Source organism: Streptomyces showdoensis (assembly GCF_039535475.1).
Classification (GTDB): Bacteria; Actinomycetota; Actinomycetes; order Streptomycetales; family Streptomycetaceae; genus Streptomyces; species Streptomyces showdoensis.
In genome coordinates, this window is sequence record NZ_BAAAXG010000026.1 from 3,006,482 (window position 1) to 3,024,023 (window position 17,542).

The 17,542-nt window shown below is 73.3% G+C and carries 15 protein-coding genes; 11 read left to right on the forward strand and 4 right to left on the reverse strand.

Annotated elements, in window-relative coordinates; genetic code table 11:
* The first annotated feature begins 29 nt into the window (after positions 1–29).
* The 5 genes from ABD981_RS26600 to ABD981_RS26620 all read left to right on the forward strand — a co-directional run bounded on the left by ABD981_RS26600 (position 30) and on the right by ABD981_RS26620 (position 6,144).
* Entirely contained in the window at positions 30–692 is a 663-nt protein-coding gene (locus ABD981_RS26600) for a ComEA family DNA-binding protein (RefSeq protein WP_046905632.1), read from the forward strand.
* Complete coding sequence (locus ABD981_RS26605; protein ID WP_046905633.1) at positions 689–3,217, forward strand: ComEC/Rec2 family competence protein; 2,529 nt, start codon at positions 689–691, stop codon at positions 3,215–3,217. Before ABD981_RS26600 ends, ABD981_RS26605 begins: the two co-directional genes overlap by 4 nt.
* 54 nt (positions 3,218–3,271) lie before the next feature.
* Positions 3,272–3,868 carry a winged helix-turn-helix domain-containing protein gene (locus tag ABD981_RS26610; protein ID WP_046905634.1) on the forward strand — a complete coding sequence of 199 codons (597 nt, stop codon included), beginning with the start codon at positions 3,272–3,274 and terminating at the stop codon, positions 3,866–3,868.
* A gap of 3 nt (positions 3,869–3,871) precedes the next feature.
* Positions 3,872–5,131: an MFS transporter gene (locus ABD981_RS26615; protein ID WP_046905635.1), complete on the forward strand. Its 1,260-nt coding sequence runs from the start codon at positions 3,872–3,874 to the stop codon at positions 5,129–5,131.
* 128 nt (positions 5,132–5,259) lie between these two features.
* A complete protein-coding gene (locus tag ABD981_RS26620) occupies positions 5,260–6,144 on the forward strand; it encodes a YceI family protein (RefSeq protein WP_046905636.1) in 885 nt (294 codons plus the stop codon).
* A 68-nt stretch (positions 6,145–6,212) separates the two neighbouring features.
* Here ABD981_RS26620 and ABD981_RS26625 read toward each other — a convergent pair whose 3' ends face one another.
* The gene (locus ABD981_RS26625; protein WP_046905736.1) at positions 6,213–6,458 is read right to left on the reverse strand and encodes a hypothetical protein; all 246 of its coding nucleotides are present in this window, start codon (positions 6,456–6,458) and stop codon (positions 6,213–6,215) included.
* A 56-nt stretch (positions 6,459–6,514) separates the two neighbouring features.
* On the opposite strand from ABD981_RS26625, the gene holA reads away from it, so the two are divergent.
* Complete coding sequence (gene holA / locus ABD981_RS26630) at positions 6,515–7,504, forward strand: DNA polymerase III subunit delta (protein ID WP_046905637.1); 990 nt, start codon at positions 6,515–6,517, stop codon at positions 7,502–7,504.
* 183 nt (positions 7,505–7,687) lie between these two features.
* Here the strand turns inward: holA and rpsT are convergent, their stop codons facing one another.
* Positions 7,688–7,954: a 30S ribosomal protein S20 gene (gene rpsT / locus ABD981_RS26635; protein ID WP_030494120.1), complete on the reverse strand. Its 267-nt coding sequence runs from the start codon at positions 7,952–7,954 to the stop codon at positions 7,688–7,690.
* 186 nt (positions 7,955–8,140) lie between these two features.
* Here rpsT and lepA point away from each other — a divergent pair, with 186 nt between their 5' ends.
* The 3 genes from lepA to hemW all read left to right on the forward strand — a co-directional run bounded on the left by lepA (position 8,141) and on the right by hemW (position 13,412).
* Positions 8,141–10,012 carry a translation elongation factor 4 gene (gene lepA / locus ABD981_RS26640; protein ID WP_046905638.1) on the forward strand — a complete coding sequence of 624 codons (1,872 nt, stop codon included), beginning with the start codon at positions 8,141–8,143 and terminating at the stop codon, positions 10,010–10,012.
* A 204-nt stretch (positions 10,013–10,216) separates the two neighbouring features.
* On the forward strand, positions 10,217–12,094 hold the full coding sequence (locus ABD981_RS26645) for an AMP-dependent synthetase/ligase (RefSeq protein ID WP_046905639.1): 1,878 nt from the start codon (positions 10,217–10,219) through the stop codon (positions 12,092–12,094).
* Positions 12,095–12,179: 85 nt separating this feature from the next.
* Positions 12,180–13,412: a radical SAM family heme chaperone HemW gene (gene hemW, locus ABD981_RS26650; protein ID WP_046905640.1), complete on the forward strand. Its 1,233-nt coding sequence runs from the start codon at positions 12,180–12,182 to the stop codon at positions 13,410–13,412.
* 84 nt (positions 13,413–13,496) lie between these two features.
* On the opposite strand, the gene ABD981_RS26655 is transcribed toward hemW, so the two are convergent.
* Positions 13,497–14,300 (reverse strand): DUF3097 domain-containing protein, encoded by an 804-nt coding sequence (locus tag ABD981_RS26655; RefSeq protein WP_046905641.1) that lies wholly within the window; start codon positions 14,298–14,300, stop codon positions 13,497–13,499.
* Between the two features lie 106 nt (positions 14,301–14,406).
* The gene (locus ABD981_RS26660) at positions 14,407–15,129 is read right to left on the reverse strand and encodes an MBL fold metallo-hydrolase (protein WP_046905642.1); all 723 of its coding nucleotides are present in this window, start codon (positions 15,127–15,129) and stop codon (positions 14,407–14,409) included.
* Between the two features lie 155 nt (positions 15,130–15,284).
* Between ABD981_RS26660 and hrcA the strand changes: the two genes are divergently transcribed.
* Together hrcA and dnaJ are read left to right on the forward strand one after the other, a co-directional pair.
* Entirely contained in the window at positions 15,285–16,304 is a 1,020-nt protein-coding gene (gene hrcA, locus ABD981_RS26665; RefSeq protein ID WP_046905643.1) for a heat-inducible transcriptional repressor HrcA, read from the forward strand.
* The gene (gene dnaJ, locus ABD981_RS26670) at positions 16,305–17,441 is read left to right on the forward strand and encodes a molecular chaperone DnaJ (protein ID WP_046905644.1); all 1,137 of its coding nucleotides are present in this window, start codon (positions 16,305–16,307) and stop codon (positions 17,439–17,441) included.
* Positions 17,442–17,542 lie beyond the last annotated feature (101 nt).

The following is a 17,542-nucleotide window of genomic DNA, read 5'->3' on the forward strand; positions in this document are numbered from 1 at the left end:
AACGGCTGTGGCTCGCGCTGCGGGAGCGGATGCCCTTGTGGGTCCAGTCCCGGTGCGGGCTCGAACGGCGCTCGCTGGCCGCGCTCGCCGTGGTCCTCGTCGTGGCCGCGGGCGTCGCGGGCGCGTTCTTCTGGGCGGGGCGGCCCCAGCAGGTCAGGGCGCCCGAGGTGGTGGGCGCGGCCAGGCCGCTGCCCCCGGCGGACGTTTCCCCCGCGGAGCCGGGGTTCCCGTCGCCCGCGGCCTCGGCCCCGCCGGTGGTCGTCGTGGACGTCGGCGGCAAGGTGCTCCGGCCGGGGGTGCTCACGCTGCCCGCGGGATCCCGGGTCGCCGACGCCCTGCGTGCGGCGGGCGGGGTCCGGCCGGGTGCGGACGTCACGGGCCTCAACCGGGCCCGGGTCCTCCTGGACGGCGAGCAGGTCGTGGTCGGGCTGCCGGGGATGGCCGGGACGGCCGGGATGCCCGGCGCGGGCGGGACGGGTGTGGGGGCGGCGGGGCCCGCGCAGCCGCTGAGCCTCAACGCGGCGACCGCGGAGCAGCTCGACACCCTGCCGGGAGTGGGCCCGGTGCTGGCCCGCCACATCGTGGAGCACCGGATCGAGCACGGCGGCTTCCGGTCGGTGGCCGAGCTGCGCGAGGTCGACGGGATCGGCGAGCGCCGGTTCGCGGACCTCGAACCGCTGGTGCGGCCATGAGCCCCGCCGTCCCGGCCGGAGGCGGACGTCCCGAGGGGCCCGCCGGGTGGGACGAGGGCCCGGCCGATCTGCGGCTCGTGCCGCCTGCGCTGGCCGCGTGGGGCGGGGCGGCCGTCGCCGTGGGCGTCGTCGGCTGGTGGAGCGTGGCGGGCGTGCTGCTCTGTCTGGCCGGGGCCGCGCTGTTGCTCCGCCCGGCCGCCCGGCGCGGGTTACGGGCGACCGCCTGTGCCGGGGTGCTGCTCTGCGCCGCCGCCGGGGCCGCGTCCGGCGGGCTGCACGCGGCCGATCTGCGGCGCGGTCCGGTGCCTGGACTCGCCCGGGACGGCGGCCGGGTGGGGGCGGAGGTGGTCGTCGCCTCCGATCCGCGGCTGACCCGGCCGAGGGCGGGCGGGAGCCGGGCGGCTCCGGTCTCGGTGGTCCTGGAGGGCGAGGTGGTCCGCGTCGAGGACCGGGACGGCGCGGTGCACCGGACCAGAGCCCCGGTCCTGGTCGTGGTGGTGGCGGGAGACGGGCGCCGGGAGTGGCTGCGACTGCTGCCGTCGACCCGGCTGCGGGTGACGGGGCGGCTCGCGCTCCCGGCCCGGGCGGGCGACCCCTTCGCCGCGGTGCTGCGGGCGGACGGTGCGGGACCGCCCCGCGTCACGGGGCCGCCGAGCGGGCTCCAGCGCACCGCCGGGAGCCTGCGGGCAGGGCTGCGGCGGGCGACGGAGGGCCTGCCCCCGGACGCGCGGGCCCTGCTGCCGGGCCTGGTGGTCGGGGACACCTCCCGGATCGGTCCGGAGCTGGAGGAGGCCTTCGAGGCGACCGACCTCACGCACCTTCTGGCCGTGTCCGGGTCGAACCTCACGCTCGTGCTGCTCCTCCTCATCGGCCGTCCCGGCAGCGCGCAGCGGAGCGAGCGGGGCGGTCTCGCCCCGAGGCTCGGCATCCCGCTGCGGACCACCGCACTGGCCGGGGGCGGTCTCACGCTCGCCTTCGTCGTGGTCTGCCGTCCCGACCCGAGCGTGCTGCGGGCGGCGGCCTGCGGGCTCGTCACGCTGCTGGCCATCGCGACGGGCCGCCGCCGGTCGCTGATCCCGGCGCTCGCGGCGGCGGTGCTCGTCCTGGTGCTGTACGACCCGTGGCTGGCCCGCAGTTACGGCTTCCTGTTGTCGGTCCTGGCCACCGGGGCGCTGCTGACGGTGGCCCCACGATGGAGCGAGGCGCTGGCCCGGCGCGGGGTGCCGGGCCGGGTCGCGGAGGCGCTGGCGGCCACGCTGGCGGCGCAGGCGGTGTGCGCGCCCGTGGTGGCGGTGTTCGCGGCCCGGGTGAGTCTGGTGGCGGTCCCCGCCAACGTCCTCGCGGAGCCCGCGGTGGCCCCGGCCACGGTGCTCGGGTTCGCCGCCCTGGGGCTCGCGCAGGTGTGGCCGTGGGCCGCCGGGGCCGTGGCGTGGGCCGCCGGGTGGCCCGCCGGCTGGATCGCGGGGGTGGCCCGTGCCGGGGCGGGGCTGCCGGGGGCGGAGACGGAGTGGCCGGACGGCTGGTGGGGCGGGCTGCTGCTCGCGCTGCTCTCCGGGATCGTGGTCCTGGCCGCGCGGCGGCTGCCGTACCGGCGGTGGATCGGGGCGGGCTGCGGGGTGCTGCTGTTCCTGGCGGTGGTGCGGCCGCCGCCGTTGGCCCGGCTGGTGACCGGGTGGCCGCCGTCGGGCTGGGTGTTCGCGATGTGCCAGGTCGGCCAGGGCGACGCGACGGTGCTGGCGGCCGGCGGGGACGCGGCCGTCGTGGTGGACGCGGGGCCCGAGCCGGCGCCGGTCGACCGGTGCCTGCGGGACCTCGGGGTGCGCCGGATCCCGCTGCTGGTGCTGACCCACTTCCACGCGGACCACGTCGCGGGGCTGCCCGGTGTGCTGCGCGGACGGGCGGTGGGAGCGATCCAGACGACCGGGCTCGCGGAGCCGCCGGAGCAGGCCGAGTTCGTGCGCCGGACGGCCGCGGCGGCGGGGGTCCCGCTGGTGCCGGCCGGGGCGGGGGAGCGGCGCGTGCTGGGCCCGCTGGAGTGGCGGGTGCTGTGGCCGGGGGCCGTACCCGGCCGGGCCGGGCACGGGGGGACGGGTTCCGGCGGGGCGGACCCCGGTGGCTCGGATTCCGGAGGGGCGGAGGGCGGTTCCGGGGCCAACGACGCCAGCGTCACGCTGTTCGTCCGCACCGCGGGAGGGCTGACCCTGCTGCTCCTCGGGGACCTCGAACCCCCGGCCCAGCGGGGCCTGTTGCGGGCGTATCCGGCGCTGCCGCCCGTCGACGTGCTCAAGGTCGCCCATCACGGGTCCGCCCATCAGGACCTGGGGCTCATACGGGCGGTGCGGCCCCGGCTGGCCCTGGTGTCGGCGGGCCGGGACAACCCCTACGGGCACCCCTCGCCGCTGACCCTCGGGGCGCTGCGGGCCGGCGGGGCCCGGGTGCTGAGCACCGACAGGGACGGGGCGATCGCGGTGACCGGGGCAGGTCCGGCGCTGGTGGCGCACGCGCTCGGGGCCGGGGCGGACTGAGCACCATCTAAAGAAACCCTTGTAAAGGAATCTTTCTAAAGATATGTTTCCATCATGACGGAGCAGTCGCACAGCATCGAGCTCACCGACCCGCGCGCCCTGCGCGCCTACGCCCATCCCACCCGGATGACCCTCGTGGGCCTGCTGCGCAAGAGCGGCCCGTTCACCGCCACCAAGGCGGCCGAGCTGACCGGCGAGTCCGTGGCCAGCTGCTCGTACCACCTGCGGATACTCGCCAAGTACGGGCTCGTCGAGCAGGCCCCGGGCGGCAAGGGACGGGAGAAGCCCTGGCGGGCGACGGCCCGGTTCACCGAGTGGCCGGACCGCAGCGAGGACGCCGCGGTGGCCCAGGCGGCGGACGCGCTCAGCGCCGCCGTGACGGAGCACTACTTCCAGCGGGTCCTGAAGGCCCTGGAGAACCGGCACGCCCTGCCCGAGGAGTGGCGCGAGGCCGAGCAGTTCGGCGACACGCTGCTCCACCTCACCCCCGAGGAGCTGACCGGGCTCGGGCAGCGGATCGACGAGCTGCTGCGCCCGTACGAGGAGCGGGAGGCCGAACCGGCCCTGCGGCCCGAGGGCGCCCGTCCCGTGGGCATCCTGCGGATCGCCTTCGTGGACCGCGAGTCCGACTCCGACGCAGGGGAGGCGTGAGCGATGGCGATCGCCGACCGCCTACCCGCGCTGTTGCGCGAGCGCCCCTTCCGGCGGTACTGGACCGGGCAGACCGTCTCCTTCGTCGGCGACCAGATCTCGCTGATGGCGCTCCCGCTCGCCGCCGTCCTGGTCCTGGGGGCCGACGCCGCCGAGATGGGCTGGCTGAAGACGGCCGAGCTGCTGCCCGCGCTGCTGCTCAACCTGCCGCTCGGCGCCTGGGTCGACCGGCAGGCCCGGCGCCGCCGCGCCATGATCGCGGCGGACCTCGGCAGGGCGGCGCTGCTGCTCACCCTCCCCGTCGCCTACCTGCTCGACGCGCTGACGCTCGCCCAGCTGTACGCGGTGGCCTTCGGGGTGGGCGCGCTCACGGTGCTGTTCGAGGTGTGCAACACCACCCTGTTCGTGGCGATGGTCCCCACCGAGAGCTACGTCCGGGCCAACTCGCTGGTCAACGGCAGCCGTTCGATGGCGTGGCTGGCGGGCCCCGGCATCGGCGGCGTGCTGGTGCAGGTGCTCACGGCGCCCTTCGCCCTGCTCGCGGACGCGCTCACGTACCTCGTCTCGGCCGGGTACCTGGCCCGGATCAGCCCGGTGGAGCCGCCGCCCGCGCCCGTCGAGAAGGGGCACTTAGTCCAGGGGCTGCGCTGGGTGGTGCGGAACCCGTCGATGCGCGCGCTGTTCGCCGCCTCCGGGACGGTCCAGTTCTTCAACTACATGTTCCACACCCTGTTCGTGCTCTACGCCACGGCCGAACTCGGCCTGAGTGCCGGCGTGCTGGGCGCGGTGCTCGCGGCGGGGGCGGTGGGCGGCCTCCTCGGGGCGGCGTGGAGCGGCGCGATCGTCGCGCGGATCGGGATCGGCCCGTCGCTGGTGGCCGGGTTCGTCGGCTTCACCCTGCCGCTGGTCCTGATACCGCTCGCCGCGGGGCCGCTGCCGCTGGTGCTCGGGCTGCTGTTCGTGGCCGAGTTCCTGTCCTGCGCCGGCGTGATGACGGCGGACATCGCCGCGGGCTCGTTCCAGATGGCGCTGATACCCGACGCCATCCGCGCCCGGGTGATGGGTGCCTTCCGGACGCTCAACCACGGATTCCGTCCGCTCGGCGCCCTCGCCGGCGGCCTGCTCGGGACGACCCTCGGGCTGCGGCCCACGCTCTGGCTGGCGACGGCCGGGGCCGTCCTGGCCGTGCTGTGGCTGCTGCCCTCGCCGCTGGCCCGCCTGCGGGACCTGCCGGAGCGGGAGCCCGTCCCGGCGCGGGCCTGAAGGGAACACTTCGGACTCCCGGTAACACTTACGCCGTTTGCCTCGAACAACTCAACAGTGATCGAATGCCCTTTTGTCGACGAGGAAACGCCGGTGGACAGCCGGTGGTTGGTCCGGGGGTACGTGGAATGTTCGGTGGTCTGTTCGGCAAGCGCGGCTCCGCGGCCGCCCGTAGCGGCCCGCTCGCGGGGCTCACGGTCCCGCCGTCGGCGGGCGTCCTGAGCTGCCGGGTGCTGGACCCCGTCGACGAGCCGGTCCGGCAGGCCGAGTTCGTGCTCAGCGACACCGCGGGCCGCAAGGTCCTCGCGGGCGAGACCGACCCGTACGGCAGCGTGCTGGCGACGGTCCCGGCGGGGGAGTACCGGCTCGCGGTCACCGCGGAGGGCTACACCCCGTACCACGGCGCCGCCGTCGTCGCCGAGCACGGGCACGCGGGCCTGGGCGACCTGAAGCTCCAGATCGCGCCCCAGGCGCAGCTCCCCGCGCCCGGCGACTGGGAGATCGATCCGACGCACTCCCAGGTCGGCTTCACCGCACGGCACATCGGCCTGGCCCGGATCCACGGCCGGTTCAACGGCTTCGCCGGCGTCGTCCGGATCGCCGAGCGCATGGAGCAGTCGGCCATGCACGTCGTGATCGACGCGGCCTCCATCGACACCGGCGTGCAGATGCGCGACGACCACCTGCGGTCGAGCGACTTCCTCGACGTCGGCGCGTACCCGACGATGGAGTTCTACAGCGAGCGCTTCGTCCACCGGGGCGGCAGCCGCTGGGGCGTCACCGGCGCGCTCACCCTGCACGGCGTCAGCCGCACGGTGACCCTCGACACCCAGTACCTCGGCCTCGGCAGCGGCCTGGAGGGCGAGACCCGGGGCGCCTGCCGGGCCACCACGGAGCTGCACCGCGAGGACTTCACACTGACCTGGCAGACGCTGCTCGCGCGGGGCATCGCGGCGGTCGGCTCCAGCATCACCATCGACCTGGACGTCCAGATCGTCCCCAAGAAGGGCTAGGCCCCTTCACCCGGATCAGGCCGGAAGGAAGAGCCCGGCTCCCGCCCGGCGGACCAGGGGGCCTCTGCCTACGGGGCCTCCAGCCAGCCCTCGTGCTCGGCGGCCAGCGCGTCGAGGGCCGCCGGGTCGAGCAGGCCCCGCGGGTCCTCCACGACCACCAGCCACTGGGCGTCCTCGGCGTCGTCCTCGCCGGCCAGGGCGTCCCGGAACAGCTGCGGCTCCTCGGTCAGGCCGAAGCGCTCGGGCAGGGCCTCGGCGACCTCCTCGGCGGCGTCGCGGTCGGGGAGTACCAGTACGTGTCTCACATCGCTCACGTGCACATTCTCGACGATGGTCCGGCTGTCGGTGGCCCGTGGGATGCTGGATCGCGATGGCCACCAGAAAGACTTCCACCGACGACCTCCTCGCCCCCGTCACGCTCGCCGTGGGCCAGGAGGACCTGCTGCTCGACCGCGCGGTCCGCGAGGTGGTGACGGCGGCCCGCGCCGCCGACGCCGACACGGACGTCCGCGACCTCATGCCCGAGCAGCTCCAGCCCGGCGCCCTCGCGGAGCTGACCAGCCCCTCGCTCTTCGCCGAGCGCAAGGTCCTGGTCATGCGGAACGCCCAGGACCTCCCGGCGGAGACGATCAAGGAGATCAAGGCGTACCTCGACGCGCCGGCCGAGGAGATCACCCTCGTGGTGCTGCACGCCGGCGGCGCGAAGGGCAAGGGACTGCTCGACGCGGCCCGCAAGGCGGGCGCGCGCGAGGTGGCCTGCCCCAAGACGACCAAGCCGGCGGAGCGGCTGAGCTTCGTGCGGCAGGAGTTCCGCTCGCTGGGGCGCTCGGCCACGCCCGAGGCGTGCCAGGTGCTGGTCGACGCGATCGGCAGCGACCTGCGCGAGCTGGCCGCGGCGGTGGCCCAGCTGACGGCGGACGTCGACGGCACGATCGACGAGGCGGTGGTCGGGCGCTACTACACGGGCCGCGCCGAGGCCTCCTCCTTCACGGTCGCGGACCGGGCCGTCGAGGGGCGGGCGGCGGAGGCCCTGGAGGCCCTGCGCTGGTCCCTCTCGACCGGTGTCGCGCCCGTCCTGATCACCAGCGCCCTGGCCCAGGGCGTCCGCGCCATCGGCAAGCTCTCCTCGGCCCGCGGCGGCCGGCCCGCGGACCTCGCGCGCGAGCTGGGCATGCCGCCGTGGAAGATCGACCGCGTGCGCCAGCAGATGCGCGGCTGGACCCCCGACGGGGTCTCCCTCGCGCTGCGGGCGGTCGCGGAGGCGGACGCCGGGGTCAAGGGCGGCGGCGACGACCCGGAGTACGCGCTGGAGAAGGCGGTCGTCACGATCGCCAGGGCGGCGCGGATGCGACGGGGCTGACCCCGACGGTGACACGCCGAAGGCCCCGCGTCCTCCTGGGGAAGGAGGGCGCGGGGCCTTCGGTTTCACGCTTGGGTGGCCCGTACACGCGTGGCGAACGCGTCTCGCGTACGTGGCCGGGGTGGCCGGGCGGGAGCGGTTAGAGGGCCCGCTTGGTTCCCGTGCGGCCGTTCACATCAGAGCTCAGCCCTGGAGGGAGGCAACCTTGATCGCCAGCGCCGACTTCTTGTTGGCGGCGGCGTTCTTGTGGATGACACCCTTCGAGACAGCCTTGTCGAGCTGACGCGAGGCGGCACGAGCGGCAACGGTGGCCTTCTCGAGGTCGCCGGCGGCGACAGCCTCACGGGCCTTGCGGATCGCGGTCTTGAGCGACGACTTGACGGCCTTGTTGCGCAGGCGCGCCTTCTCGTTGGTCTTGTTCCGCTTGATCTGGGACTTGATGTTCGCCACGAAAAGAGCCTTTACAGGTTCGATGTTTCTTCAGGATGTGCCGCGCAAGCTGAGAGGGCATACGAGACACAGCTGTCCACGGTATCAGCCGCACTCCACCCCGCCCAAACCGAGCGTCGGACCGCAGTCATGGGACCATGGAGCCTACGTATCCGTTCTGAACATCGCCCGAGACGAGAACCCTGCGTGCCCGCGACTCCTACCAACGTGCCCGAGCCGAGCCGAACCGACCCGGCTCAGATCCGCAATTTCTGCATCATCGCGCACATCGACCACGGCAAGTCCACGCTCGCCGACCGGATGCTCCAGCTGACCGGTGTGGTCGACCAGCGGCAGATGCGCGCCCAGTACCTCGACCGGATGGACATCGAGCGTGAGCGCGGCATCACGATCAAGTCCCAGGCGGTCCGTCTCCCCTGGGCCCCCACCGAGGGGCCGGAGCAGGGCCGGACGCACATCCTGAACATGATCGACACGCCGGGGCACGTCGACTTCACCTACGAGGTCTCGCGATCGCTCGCGGCCTGCGAGGGCACGATCCTGCTCGTGGACGCGGCGCAGGGCATCGAGGCGCAGACCCTGGCCAACCTGTACCTGGCCATGGAGAACGACCTCACCATCGTCCCGGTGCTGAACAAGATCGACCTGCCGGCCGCCCAGCCGGAGAAGTTCGCCGAGGAGCTGGCGAACCTCATCGGCTGCCAGCCGGAGGACGTCCTCAAGGTCTCCGCCAAGACCGGCATGGGCGTCGAGGCGCTGCTCGACCGCGTGGTCCGGGACATCCCGGCCCCGGTGGGCGTCGCGGACGCCCCGGCCCGCGCGATGATCTTCGACTCGGTCTACGACTCGTACCGCGGCGTCGTGACCTACGTCCGTGTCGTCGACGGCCAGCTCAACAAGCGCGAGCGCATCAAGATGATGTCGACCGGCGCGACCCACGAGCTCCTGGAGATCGGCGTCTCCTCGCCGGAGATGACCGCGTCCGACGGTCTCGGCGTGGGTGAGGTGGGCTACCTCATCACCGGTGTGAAGGACGTCCGCCAGTCCAAGGTCGGTGACACGATCACCTCCCTCAACAAGGGCGCGACCGAGGCCCTCGGCGGCTACAAGGACCCGAAGCCGATGGTCTTCTCGGGTCTCTACCCGCTCGACGGCTCGGAGTACCCGGACCTTCGCGAGGCCCTGGACAAGCTGCAGCTCAACGACGCCGCGCTGGTCTACGAGCCGGAGACCTCCGCCGCGCTGGGCTTCGGCTTCCGCGTCGGCTTCCTCGGCCTGCTCCACCTCGACGTGATCCGCGAGCGCCTGGAGCGCGAGTTCGGGCTCGATCTGATCGCCACCGCCCCCAACGTGGTCTACCGCGTGGTCATGGAGGACGGGAGCGAGCACACGGTCACCAACCCGAGCGAGTTCCCCGAGGGCAAGATCAGCGACGTGTACGAGCCCGTCGTGCGCGCCACGATCCTCGCCCCCAGCGAGTTCATCGGCGCGATCATGGAGCTGTGCCAGACCCGTCGCGGCACGCTCATCGGGATGGACTACCTCTCCGAGGACCGGGTCGAGATCCGCTACACCCTGCCCCTCGCCGAGATCGTCTTCGACTTCTTCGACCAGCTGAAGTCCAAGACGCGCGGTTACGCCTCCCTCGACTACGAGCCCACCGGCGAGCAGGCGTCCAGCCTGGTCAAGGTGGACATCCTGCTGCACGGCGACAAGGTCGACGCCTTCTCCGCCGTCACCCACAAGGACGCCGCCTACGCCTACGGCGTGCGGCTGGTCGCCAAGCTGCGCGAGCTGATCCCGCGGCAGGCCTTCGAGGTGCCGATCCAGGCCGCGATCGGCTCCCGGGTCATCGCCCGCGAGACCATCCGCGCCATCCGCAAGGACGTCCTCGCCAAGTGCTACGGCGGTGACATCTCCCGTAAGCGGAAGCTGCTGGAGAAGCAGAAGGAGGGCAAGAAGCGGATGAAGATGGTCGGCTCCGTGGAGGTCCCGCAGGAGGCCTTCATCGCCGTCCTGTCGAGCGACGACGCGGCGGGCGGCAAGGGCAAGAAGTAGCCCCGGCCGGCGGCCGCAGGATAGCTGCCATGTACAACGAACGGGTCTGGGCGCCGAGAGCGCTCAGACCCGTTCGTTATATGCAAGCCCTTACGCGCCAGTCTCCGGCGCTCTACGCTGAAGCCGCTCGAAGGTTACTCGCCAGTTAATTCCGCAGCGCCTGACCGCAGCGCTTGACCGCACCGCCGCCGCCCGGAGGACGTCGTGAGCGACACACAGACCCTGATCGAGAACCGGCCGCCGTCCGTGGCGACCCTTTTCCTTGAGCGCGTCGAGCGGACCCCGGATGCGGAGGCCTACCGCTACCCGGTGCCCGCCGCCTCCGGCCAGGGCCCCGACGAGTGGAAGTCGCTCAGCTGGGCGCAGGCCGCCGAGCGGGTGTTCGGGATCGCCGCCGGCCTCATCGACCTCGGCGTCCAGCCGGAGGAGCGGATCGCGCTCGCCTCCTCGACCCGGGTCGAGTGGATCCTCGCCGACCTCGGCGTGATGTGCGCGGGCGCCGCCGTGACCACGGTCTACCCCCAGACCAACGCCGAGGAGTCGGCGTTCATCCTCTCCGACTCCGACTCGCGCGTCCTGATCGCGGAGGACGCCGCCCAGCTCGCCAAGGCCGTCGAGCGCCGCGCCGACCTGCCCCACCTCCACCACGTGGTCGTCATCGACCCCACGGGCGCCGACACCGACGACGAGTGGGTGCTGACCCTCGCCGACCTGGAGGCCCGCGGCAAGGCGTACCTGGAGAAGCACCCGGAGGCCGTCAAGGAGCGGGTCGGGGCGATCACCGCCGAGCAGCTCGCCACCCTCATCTACACCTCGGGCACCACCGGCCGCCCCAAGGGCGTCCGCCTCCCGCACGACAACTGGTCGTACATGGCGAAGGCCATCGCCGCCACCGGCCTGGTCACCCAGGACGACGTGCAGTACCTGTGGCTGCCGCTCGCCCACGTCTTCGGCAAGGTGCTCACCTCGGGCCAGATCGAGGTCGGCCACGTCACCGCCGTCGACGGGCGCATCGACAAGATCATCGTGAACCTGCCGGTCGTGCAGCCCACCTACATGGCCGCCGTCCCGCGCATCTTCGAGAAGGTCTACAACGGCGTCGCCGCCAAGGCCCGCGAGGGCGGCGGGGCCAAGTACAAGATCTTCCAGTGGGCGGCCGGGGTCGCCCGCGAGTACGCCAAGGTCACCCAGGACAACTTCCGCCGCACCGGCACCGCCTCCGCGCCCTTCGGCCTCGCCGCCAAGCACAAGGTCGCCGACGCGCTCGTCTACAAGAAGCTCCGCGAGGCCTTCGGCGGCCGGCTGCGCGCCGCCGTCTCCGGCTCCGTCGCGCTCGCCCCGGACATCGGCTACTTCTTCTCCGGCGCCGGCATCCACATCCTGGAGGGCTACGGCCTGACGGAGTCCTCCGCCGCCTCCTTCGTCAACCCGGGCGAGGCCTACCGCACCGGCACCGTCGGCAAGCCGCTGCCCGGCACCGAGGTCCGCATCGCCGACGACGGCGAGATCCTGCTGCGCAGCCCCGGCATCATGGAGGGCTACCACGGCCTGCCGGAGAAGACGGCGGAGGTCCTGGAGGCCGACGGCTGGTTCCACACCGGCGACATCGGCGAGCTGTCCGCCGACGGCTACCTGCGGATCACCGACCGCAAGAAGGACCTGTTCAAGACCTCCGGCGGCAAGTACATCGCCCCGACCGAGGTCGAGGGCCAGTTCAAGGCCGTCTGCCCGTTCGTCTCCAACATCGTGGTGCTCGGCGCCGACCGGAACTACTGCTCCGCGCTCATCGCCCTCGACGAGCCCGCCATCCTCGGCTGGGCGGCCGAGCACGAGCTCGGCGGTCTGTCGTACGCGGACGTCGTCGCCGCCCCGCAGACCCAGAAGCTCATCGAGGGCTACGTCGCCCGCCTCAACGAGGGGCTGCAGCGCTGGCAGACGATCAAGAAGTTCCGTCTGCTGCCGCGCGACCTCGACGTCGAGCACGGCGAGCTCACGCCCAGCCTCAAGATGAAGCGGCCGGTCGTGGAGCGGACCTACCAGCACCTGATCGAGGAGATGTACGAGGGGGCGCGCGAGGCCTGAGCCGGGCCACGCCCTTCTGAGCTGGGGTTTCCCCGGTTATCCACAGGTTCGACGGTCACGTCGGGCAGTACGGGACAATGGCTGCATGCCTTCCGTACTGCCCGATGGTGAGCCCATGCCCGAGGACGGGGCGCTGCCCGCCCACGCCCTGGAAGGGGCCGGCGAGCGGCCGCTCGGGTTCTATCTGCACGTGCCGTACTGCGCGACCCGCTGCGGCTACTGCGACTTCAACACGTACACCGCGAGCGAGCTGCGCGGTGCCGGCGGCGTGCTCGCCTCCCGCGACAACTACGCGGGCCAGGTCACCGAGGAGATACGGCTCGCCCGCAAGGTCCTCGGCGACGACCCGCGCCCGGTCCGGACCGTCTTCGTCGGCGGCGGCACGCCCACGCTGCTCGACGCGGGCGACCTGGTCGCGATGCTCGGGGCGATCCGGGACGAGTTCGGGCTCGCCGACGACGCCGAGGTGACGACCGAGGCGAATCCGGAGTCCGTCGACCCCGCGTACCTGGCCACGCTGCGCGAGGGCGGCTTCAACCGGATCTCCTTCGGGATGCAGAGCGCCCGGCAGCACGTGCTGAAGATCCTCGACCGCACCCACACCCCCGGGCGGCCCGAGGCCTGCGTCGCCGAGGCGCGGGCGGCCGGCTTCGAGCACGTCAACCTCGACCTCATCTACGGCACCCCCGGCGAGTCCGACGACGACTGGCAGGCCTCCCTCGACGCGGTGATCGGCGCCGGACCCGACCACGTCAGCGCCTACGCGCTCATCGTGGAGGAGGGCACCCAGCTGGCCCGGCGGATCCGCCGCGGCGAGATACCGATGACCGACGACGACGTCCACGCCGACCGGTATCTGATGGCGGAGGAGGTGCTCTCCGGGGCGGGCTTCGCGTGGTACGAGGTGTCCAACTGGGCCACCTCGGAGGCCGGGCGCTGCCTGCACAACGAGCTCTACTGGCGCGGCGCCGACTGGTGGGGCGCCGGGCCCGGCGCCCACAGTCACGTGGGCGGGGTGCGCTGGTGGAACGTCAAGCACCCGGGCGCGTACGCGGCGGCGCTCGGCGAGGGCCGCTCGCCCGGCGCCGGGCGCGAGGTGCTGTCGGCGGAGGACCGGCGAGTGGAGCGCGTCCTGCTGGAGCTGCGCCTGCGCGAAGGCTGCCCGCTGGAGCTGCTGAAGCCGGCGGGCCTGGCGGCGGCGGAACGGGCCCTCGCGGACGGACTCCTCGACGACGGCCCGTACGCCGAGGGACGGGCCGTCCTGACCCTGCGCGGCCGCCTGCTGGCCGACGCGGTGGTCCGGGACCTGGTCGACTAGCCGCCCGGGCGGGCCACCGCCCGGACGGCCGGGGCCGTGCGAACGGACCCCGCCCGCGCGGGCCCGTCCCCTGGCCCCGTCGGGCTACGGGGCCGTCACGAAGTCGATCAGTTCCTCCACCCGGCCCAGGAGCTCCGGCTCCAGGTCCTTGTACGAGGTCACCTTCGACAGGATGTGCTGCCAGGCCGCGCCGGTGTTCTCCGGCCAGCGCAGGGCGCGGCAGACGCCGGTCTTCCAGTCCTGGCCGCGGGGGACCGCGGGCCAGGCCGGGATGCCGACGGAGGAGGGCTTCACGGCCTCCCAGACGTCGATGTACGGGTGGCCGACCACCAGGACGTCGGGGGAGGTGACCCGGGCGGCGATGCGGGACTCCTTGGAGCCCGGCACCAGGTGGTCGACCAGGACGCCCAGGCGGGCGTCCGGGGCGGGCGCGAACTCGGCGACGATGGCCGGGAGGTCGTCGATGCCCTCCAGGTACTCCACGACGACGCCCTCGATGCGCAGGTCGTCGCCCCAGACCCGTTCCACCAGCTCGGCGTCGTGGCGGCCCTCGACGTAGATCCGCCCCGCCCGGGCCACCCGCGCCCGGGCGCCCGGGACCGCGATCGAGCCGGAGGCCGTACGGCTGGGCCGGGACGGGGCCGGGCGGGAGGGGCGGACCAGGGTGACGACCCGGCCCTCCAGGAGGAAGCCGCGCGGCTCCATCGGGAAGACCCGGTGCTTGCCGAAGCGGTCCTCCAGCGTCACCGTGTCCGCCTCGCAGCGGACCACGGCCCCGCAGAAGCCGGTCGCGGCCTCCTCCACGACGAGATCGTGGTCCGCCGGGACCTCCGGGACGGGCGACGGGCGCTTCCAGGGGGGCGTCAGATCCGGGTTGTAGCTGCGCATGGGCTCGATTCTGTTCTGTCCTGGGGCCCGGGTGGGGTCGTCGCATCCGGGCCGGACGGCCGAGGGGGCGTCAGATCCCGTCCCGGGGACGGGCATCCGGCCGACGCTACGACACCCCGAAGCGCCGTGCCAGCTCACCGCGCTGGCGCCGCACGAACGCGGCGTCCACCACCGCGCCGTGGCCCGGCACGTACGCCGCGTCCTCGCCGCCCAGGGACAGCAGCCGGTCCAGGGCCGCCGGCCAGCGGCCGGGGATCGCGTCCGGACCCGCCTGGGGCTCGCCGGACTCCTCGACCAGGTCGCCGCAGAAGACGACCTCCGGCGCGCCCGGCACGAAGACGGCCAGGTCGTGCCCCGAGTGGCCGGGGCCGACGTTGGCGAGCAGCACCTGGCGGCCGCCCAGGTCCAGGGTCCACTCGCCCGAGACCGTGTGGCGCGGCGCCACCAGGACCTCGGCCGCCTCCGCCGCGGTCCGCTCGTCCACGCCCTGCTGCACGGCGTCCCGGCACAGTGCCTCCCGCTCGCGCGGCAGCAGGGTGTCCATGCCCACCGCCCCGAAGACCTCCGCCCCGGCGAAGACCGCCGTGCCCAGCACGTGGTCGAAGTGCGGATGGCTCAGTGCGATATGCGTCACCCGGCGGTCGCCCGTCAGCGCCGCCACCTGGGCCCGCAGCTCGGCGCCCTCGGCGAGGCTCGATCCCGTGTCGCACAGGAGCACCGCGTCCCGCCCGACCACCAGGCCCACCGTGGCGTCCCAGCCCGGCAGCCGCCGCCTGCCGACGCCCTCCGCGAGCCGCTCCCAGCCGTACTCTTCCCATGCGATGTCCATGCGGCGACGCTAACCGCTGCGACCCCGCCGACCCGCCTCCTTGCCAGGAGCGATGTCGGCCGCCGTACACTGGCCGGGGGATTCCTGGCACTCGGGCAGGGCGAGTGCCAAAACCGGAAGAACCGGAACCGGATCGACAGCTGGAGGTGTGCGCGGTGCTCAGCGAACGCAGACTCGAGGTGCTGCGCGCCATCGTCCAGGACTACGTCGGGACGGAGGAGCCGGTGGGCTCCAAGGCGCTGACCGAGCGCCACAAGCTCGGCGTGTCGCCCGCCACCGTGCGCAACGACATGGCGGTGCTGGAGGAGGAGGGCTACATCGCCCAGCCTCACACCAGCGCCGGGCGCATCCCCACCGACAAGGGCTACCGCCTCTTCGTGGACCGGCTGGCCGGCGTCAAGCCGCTGTCGACCCCCGAGCGGCGGGCGATCCACAACTTCCTCGACGGAGCCGTCGACCTCGACGACGTCGTCGGCCGCACGGTGCGGCTGCTCGCGCAGCTCACCCGGCAGGTCGCGGTGGTGCAGTACCCCTCGCTGACCCGTTCGACGGTCCGGCACGTGGAACTGCTGTCGCTGGCTCCCGCCCGGCTGATGCTGGTGCTCATCACCGACACCGGCCGGGTCGAGCAGCGGGTGATCGACTGCCCGGCGCCCTTCGGCGAGACCTCGCTGGCCGACCTGCGGGCCCGGCTCAACAGCCGGGTCGTCGGCCGCCGCTTCGCGGACGTGCCGCAGCTGGTGCAGGACCTGCCGGAGTCCTTCGAGGAGGTCGAGGACCGCGGCACGGTCACGACCGTGCTGGCGACCCTCCTCGAAACGCTCGTGGAGGAGCAGGAGGAGCGGCTCATGATCGGCGGCACCGCCAATCTGACCCGCTTCGGACACGACTTCCCCCTGACGATCAGGCCCGTCCTGGAAGCCCTGGAGGAGCAGGTCGTGCTCCTCAAGCTGCTCGGCGAGGCCAAGGAATCGGGCATGACCGTACGCATCGGGCACGAGATCGCCCACGAGGGGCTGACGTCCACGTCGGTCGTCTCGGTCGGCTACGGTTCCGGCGGCGAGGCAGTCGCCAAACTCGGCGTGGTCGGACCGACCCGCATGGACTACCCCGGAACGATGGGAGCGGTACGCGCAGTGGCACGTTACGTCGGACAGATCCTGGCGGAGTCGTAAGTGGCCACGGACTACTACGCCGTACTCGGCGTACGCCGCGACGCGTCGCAGGACGAGATCAAGAAGGCCTTCCGCCGACTCGCCCGCGAGCTTCACCCGGACGTGAACCCGGACCCGAAGACCCAGGAGCGGTTCAAGGAGATCAACGCCGCTTACGAGGTGCTGTCGGACCCGCAGAAGAAGCAGGTCTACGACCTCGGCGGCGACCCGCTCTCCGCCTCGGGCGGCGGTGGCGCCGGCGGCTTCGGCGCGGGCGGCTTCGGGAACTTCTCGGACATCATGGACGCCTTCTTCGGGACGGCGTCCCAGCGCGGCCCGCGCTCGCGCACCCGGCGCGGCCAGGACGCGATGATCCGCCTGGAGATCACCCTCGACGAGGCCGCGTTCGGCACGACGAAGGACATCCAGGTCGACACGGCCGTGGTCTGCACCACCTGCTCCGGGGAGGGCGCCGCGCCCGGCACCTCCGCGCAGACCTGTGACATGTGCCGCGGCCGCGGTGAGGTCTCCCAGGTCACCCGGTCCTTCCTCGGCCAGGTCATGACCTCCCGCCCCTGCCCGCAGTGCCAGGGCTTCGGCACCGTCGTCCCGACCCCGTGCCCCGAGTGCGCGGGCGACGGCCGGGTCCGCTCCCGCCGCACGCTCACGGTCAAGATCCCGGCCGGTGTCGACAACGGCACCCGGATCCAGCTGGCCGGCGAGGGCGAGGTCGGCCCCGGCGGCGGCCCCGCCGGCGACCTGTACGTCGAGATCCACGAGACCCCGCACGAGGTCTTCCAGCGGCGCGGCGACGACCTGCACTGCACGGTCACCATCCCGATGACGGCCGCCGCGCTCGGCACGAAGGTGCAGCTCCAGACCCTGGACGGTCTCGAGGACGTCGACATCCGCCCGGGCACCCAGTCCGGCCAGTCGATCCCGCTGCACGGCCGCGGCGTCACCCACCTGCGCGGCAACGGCCGGGGCGACCTGATCGTCCACGTCGAGGTGCAGACCCCGTCCAAGCTGGACCCGGAGCAGGAGCGCCTGCTCCGCGAGCTGGCCAAGCTGCGCGGCGAGGAGCGCCCGACGGGGCAGTTCCAGCCCGGGCAGCAGGGGCTGTTCTCGCGACTGAAGGACGCGTTCAACGGGCGCTGAGCCCGGCTTCGTTCCGTCCGAGGGCGGTCCCGCAGCGTGCGGGGCCGCCCTCCCGCGTACCCCCTCCCGGCGCCGTCGCGCCCCTCCCGCGTACCCCCTCG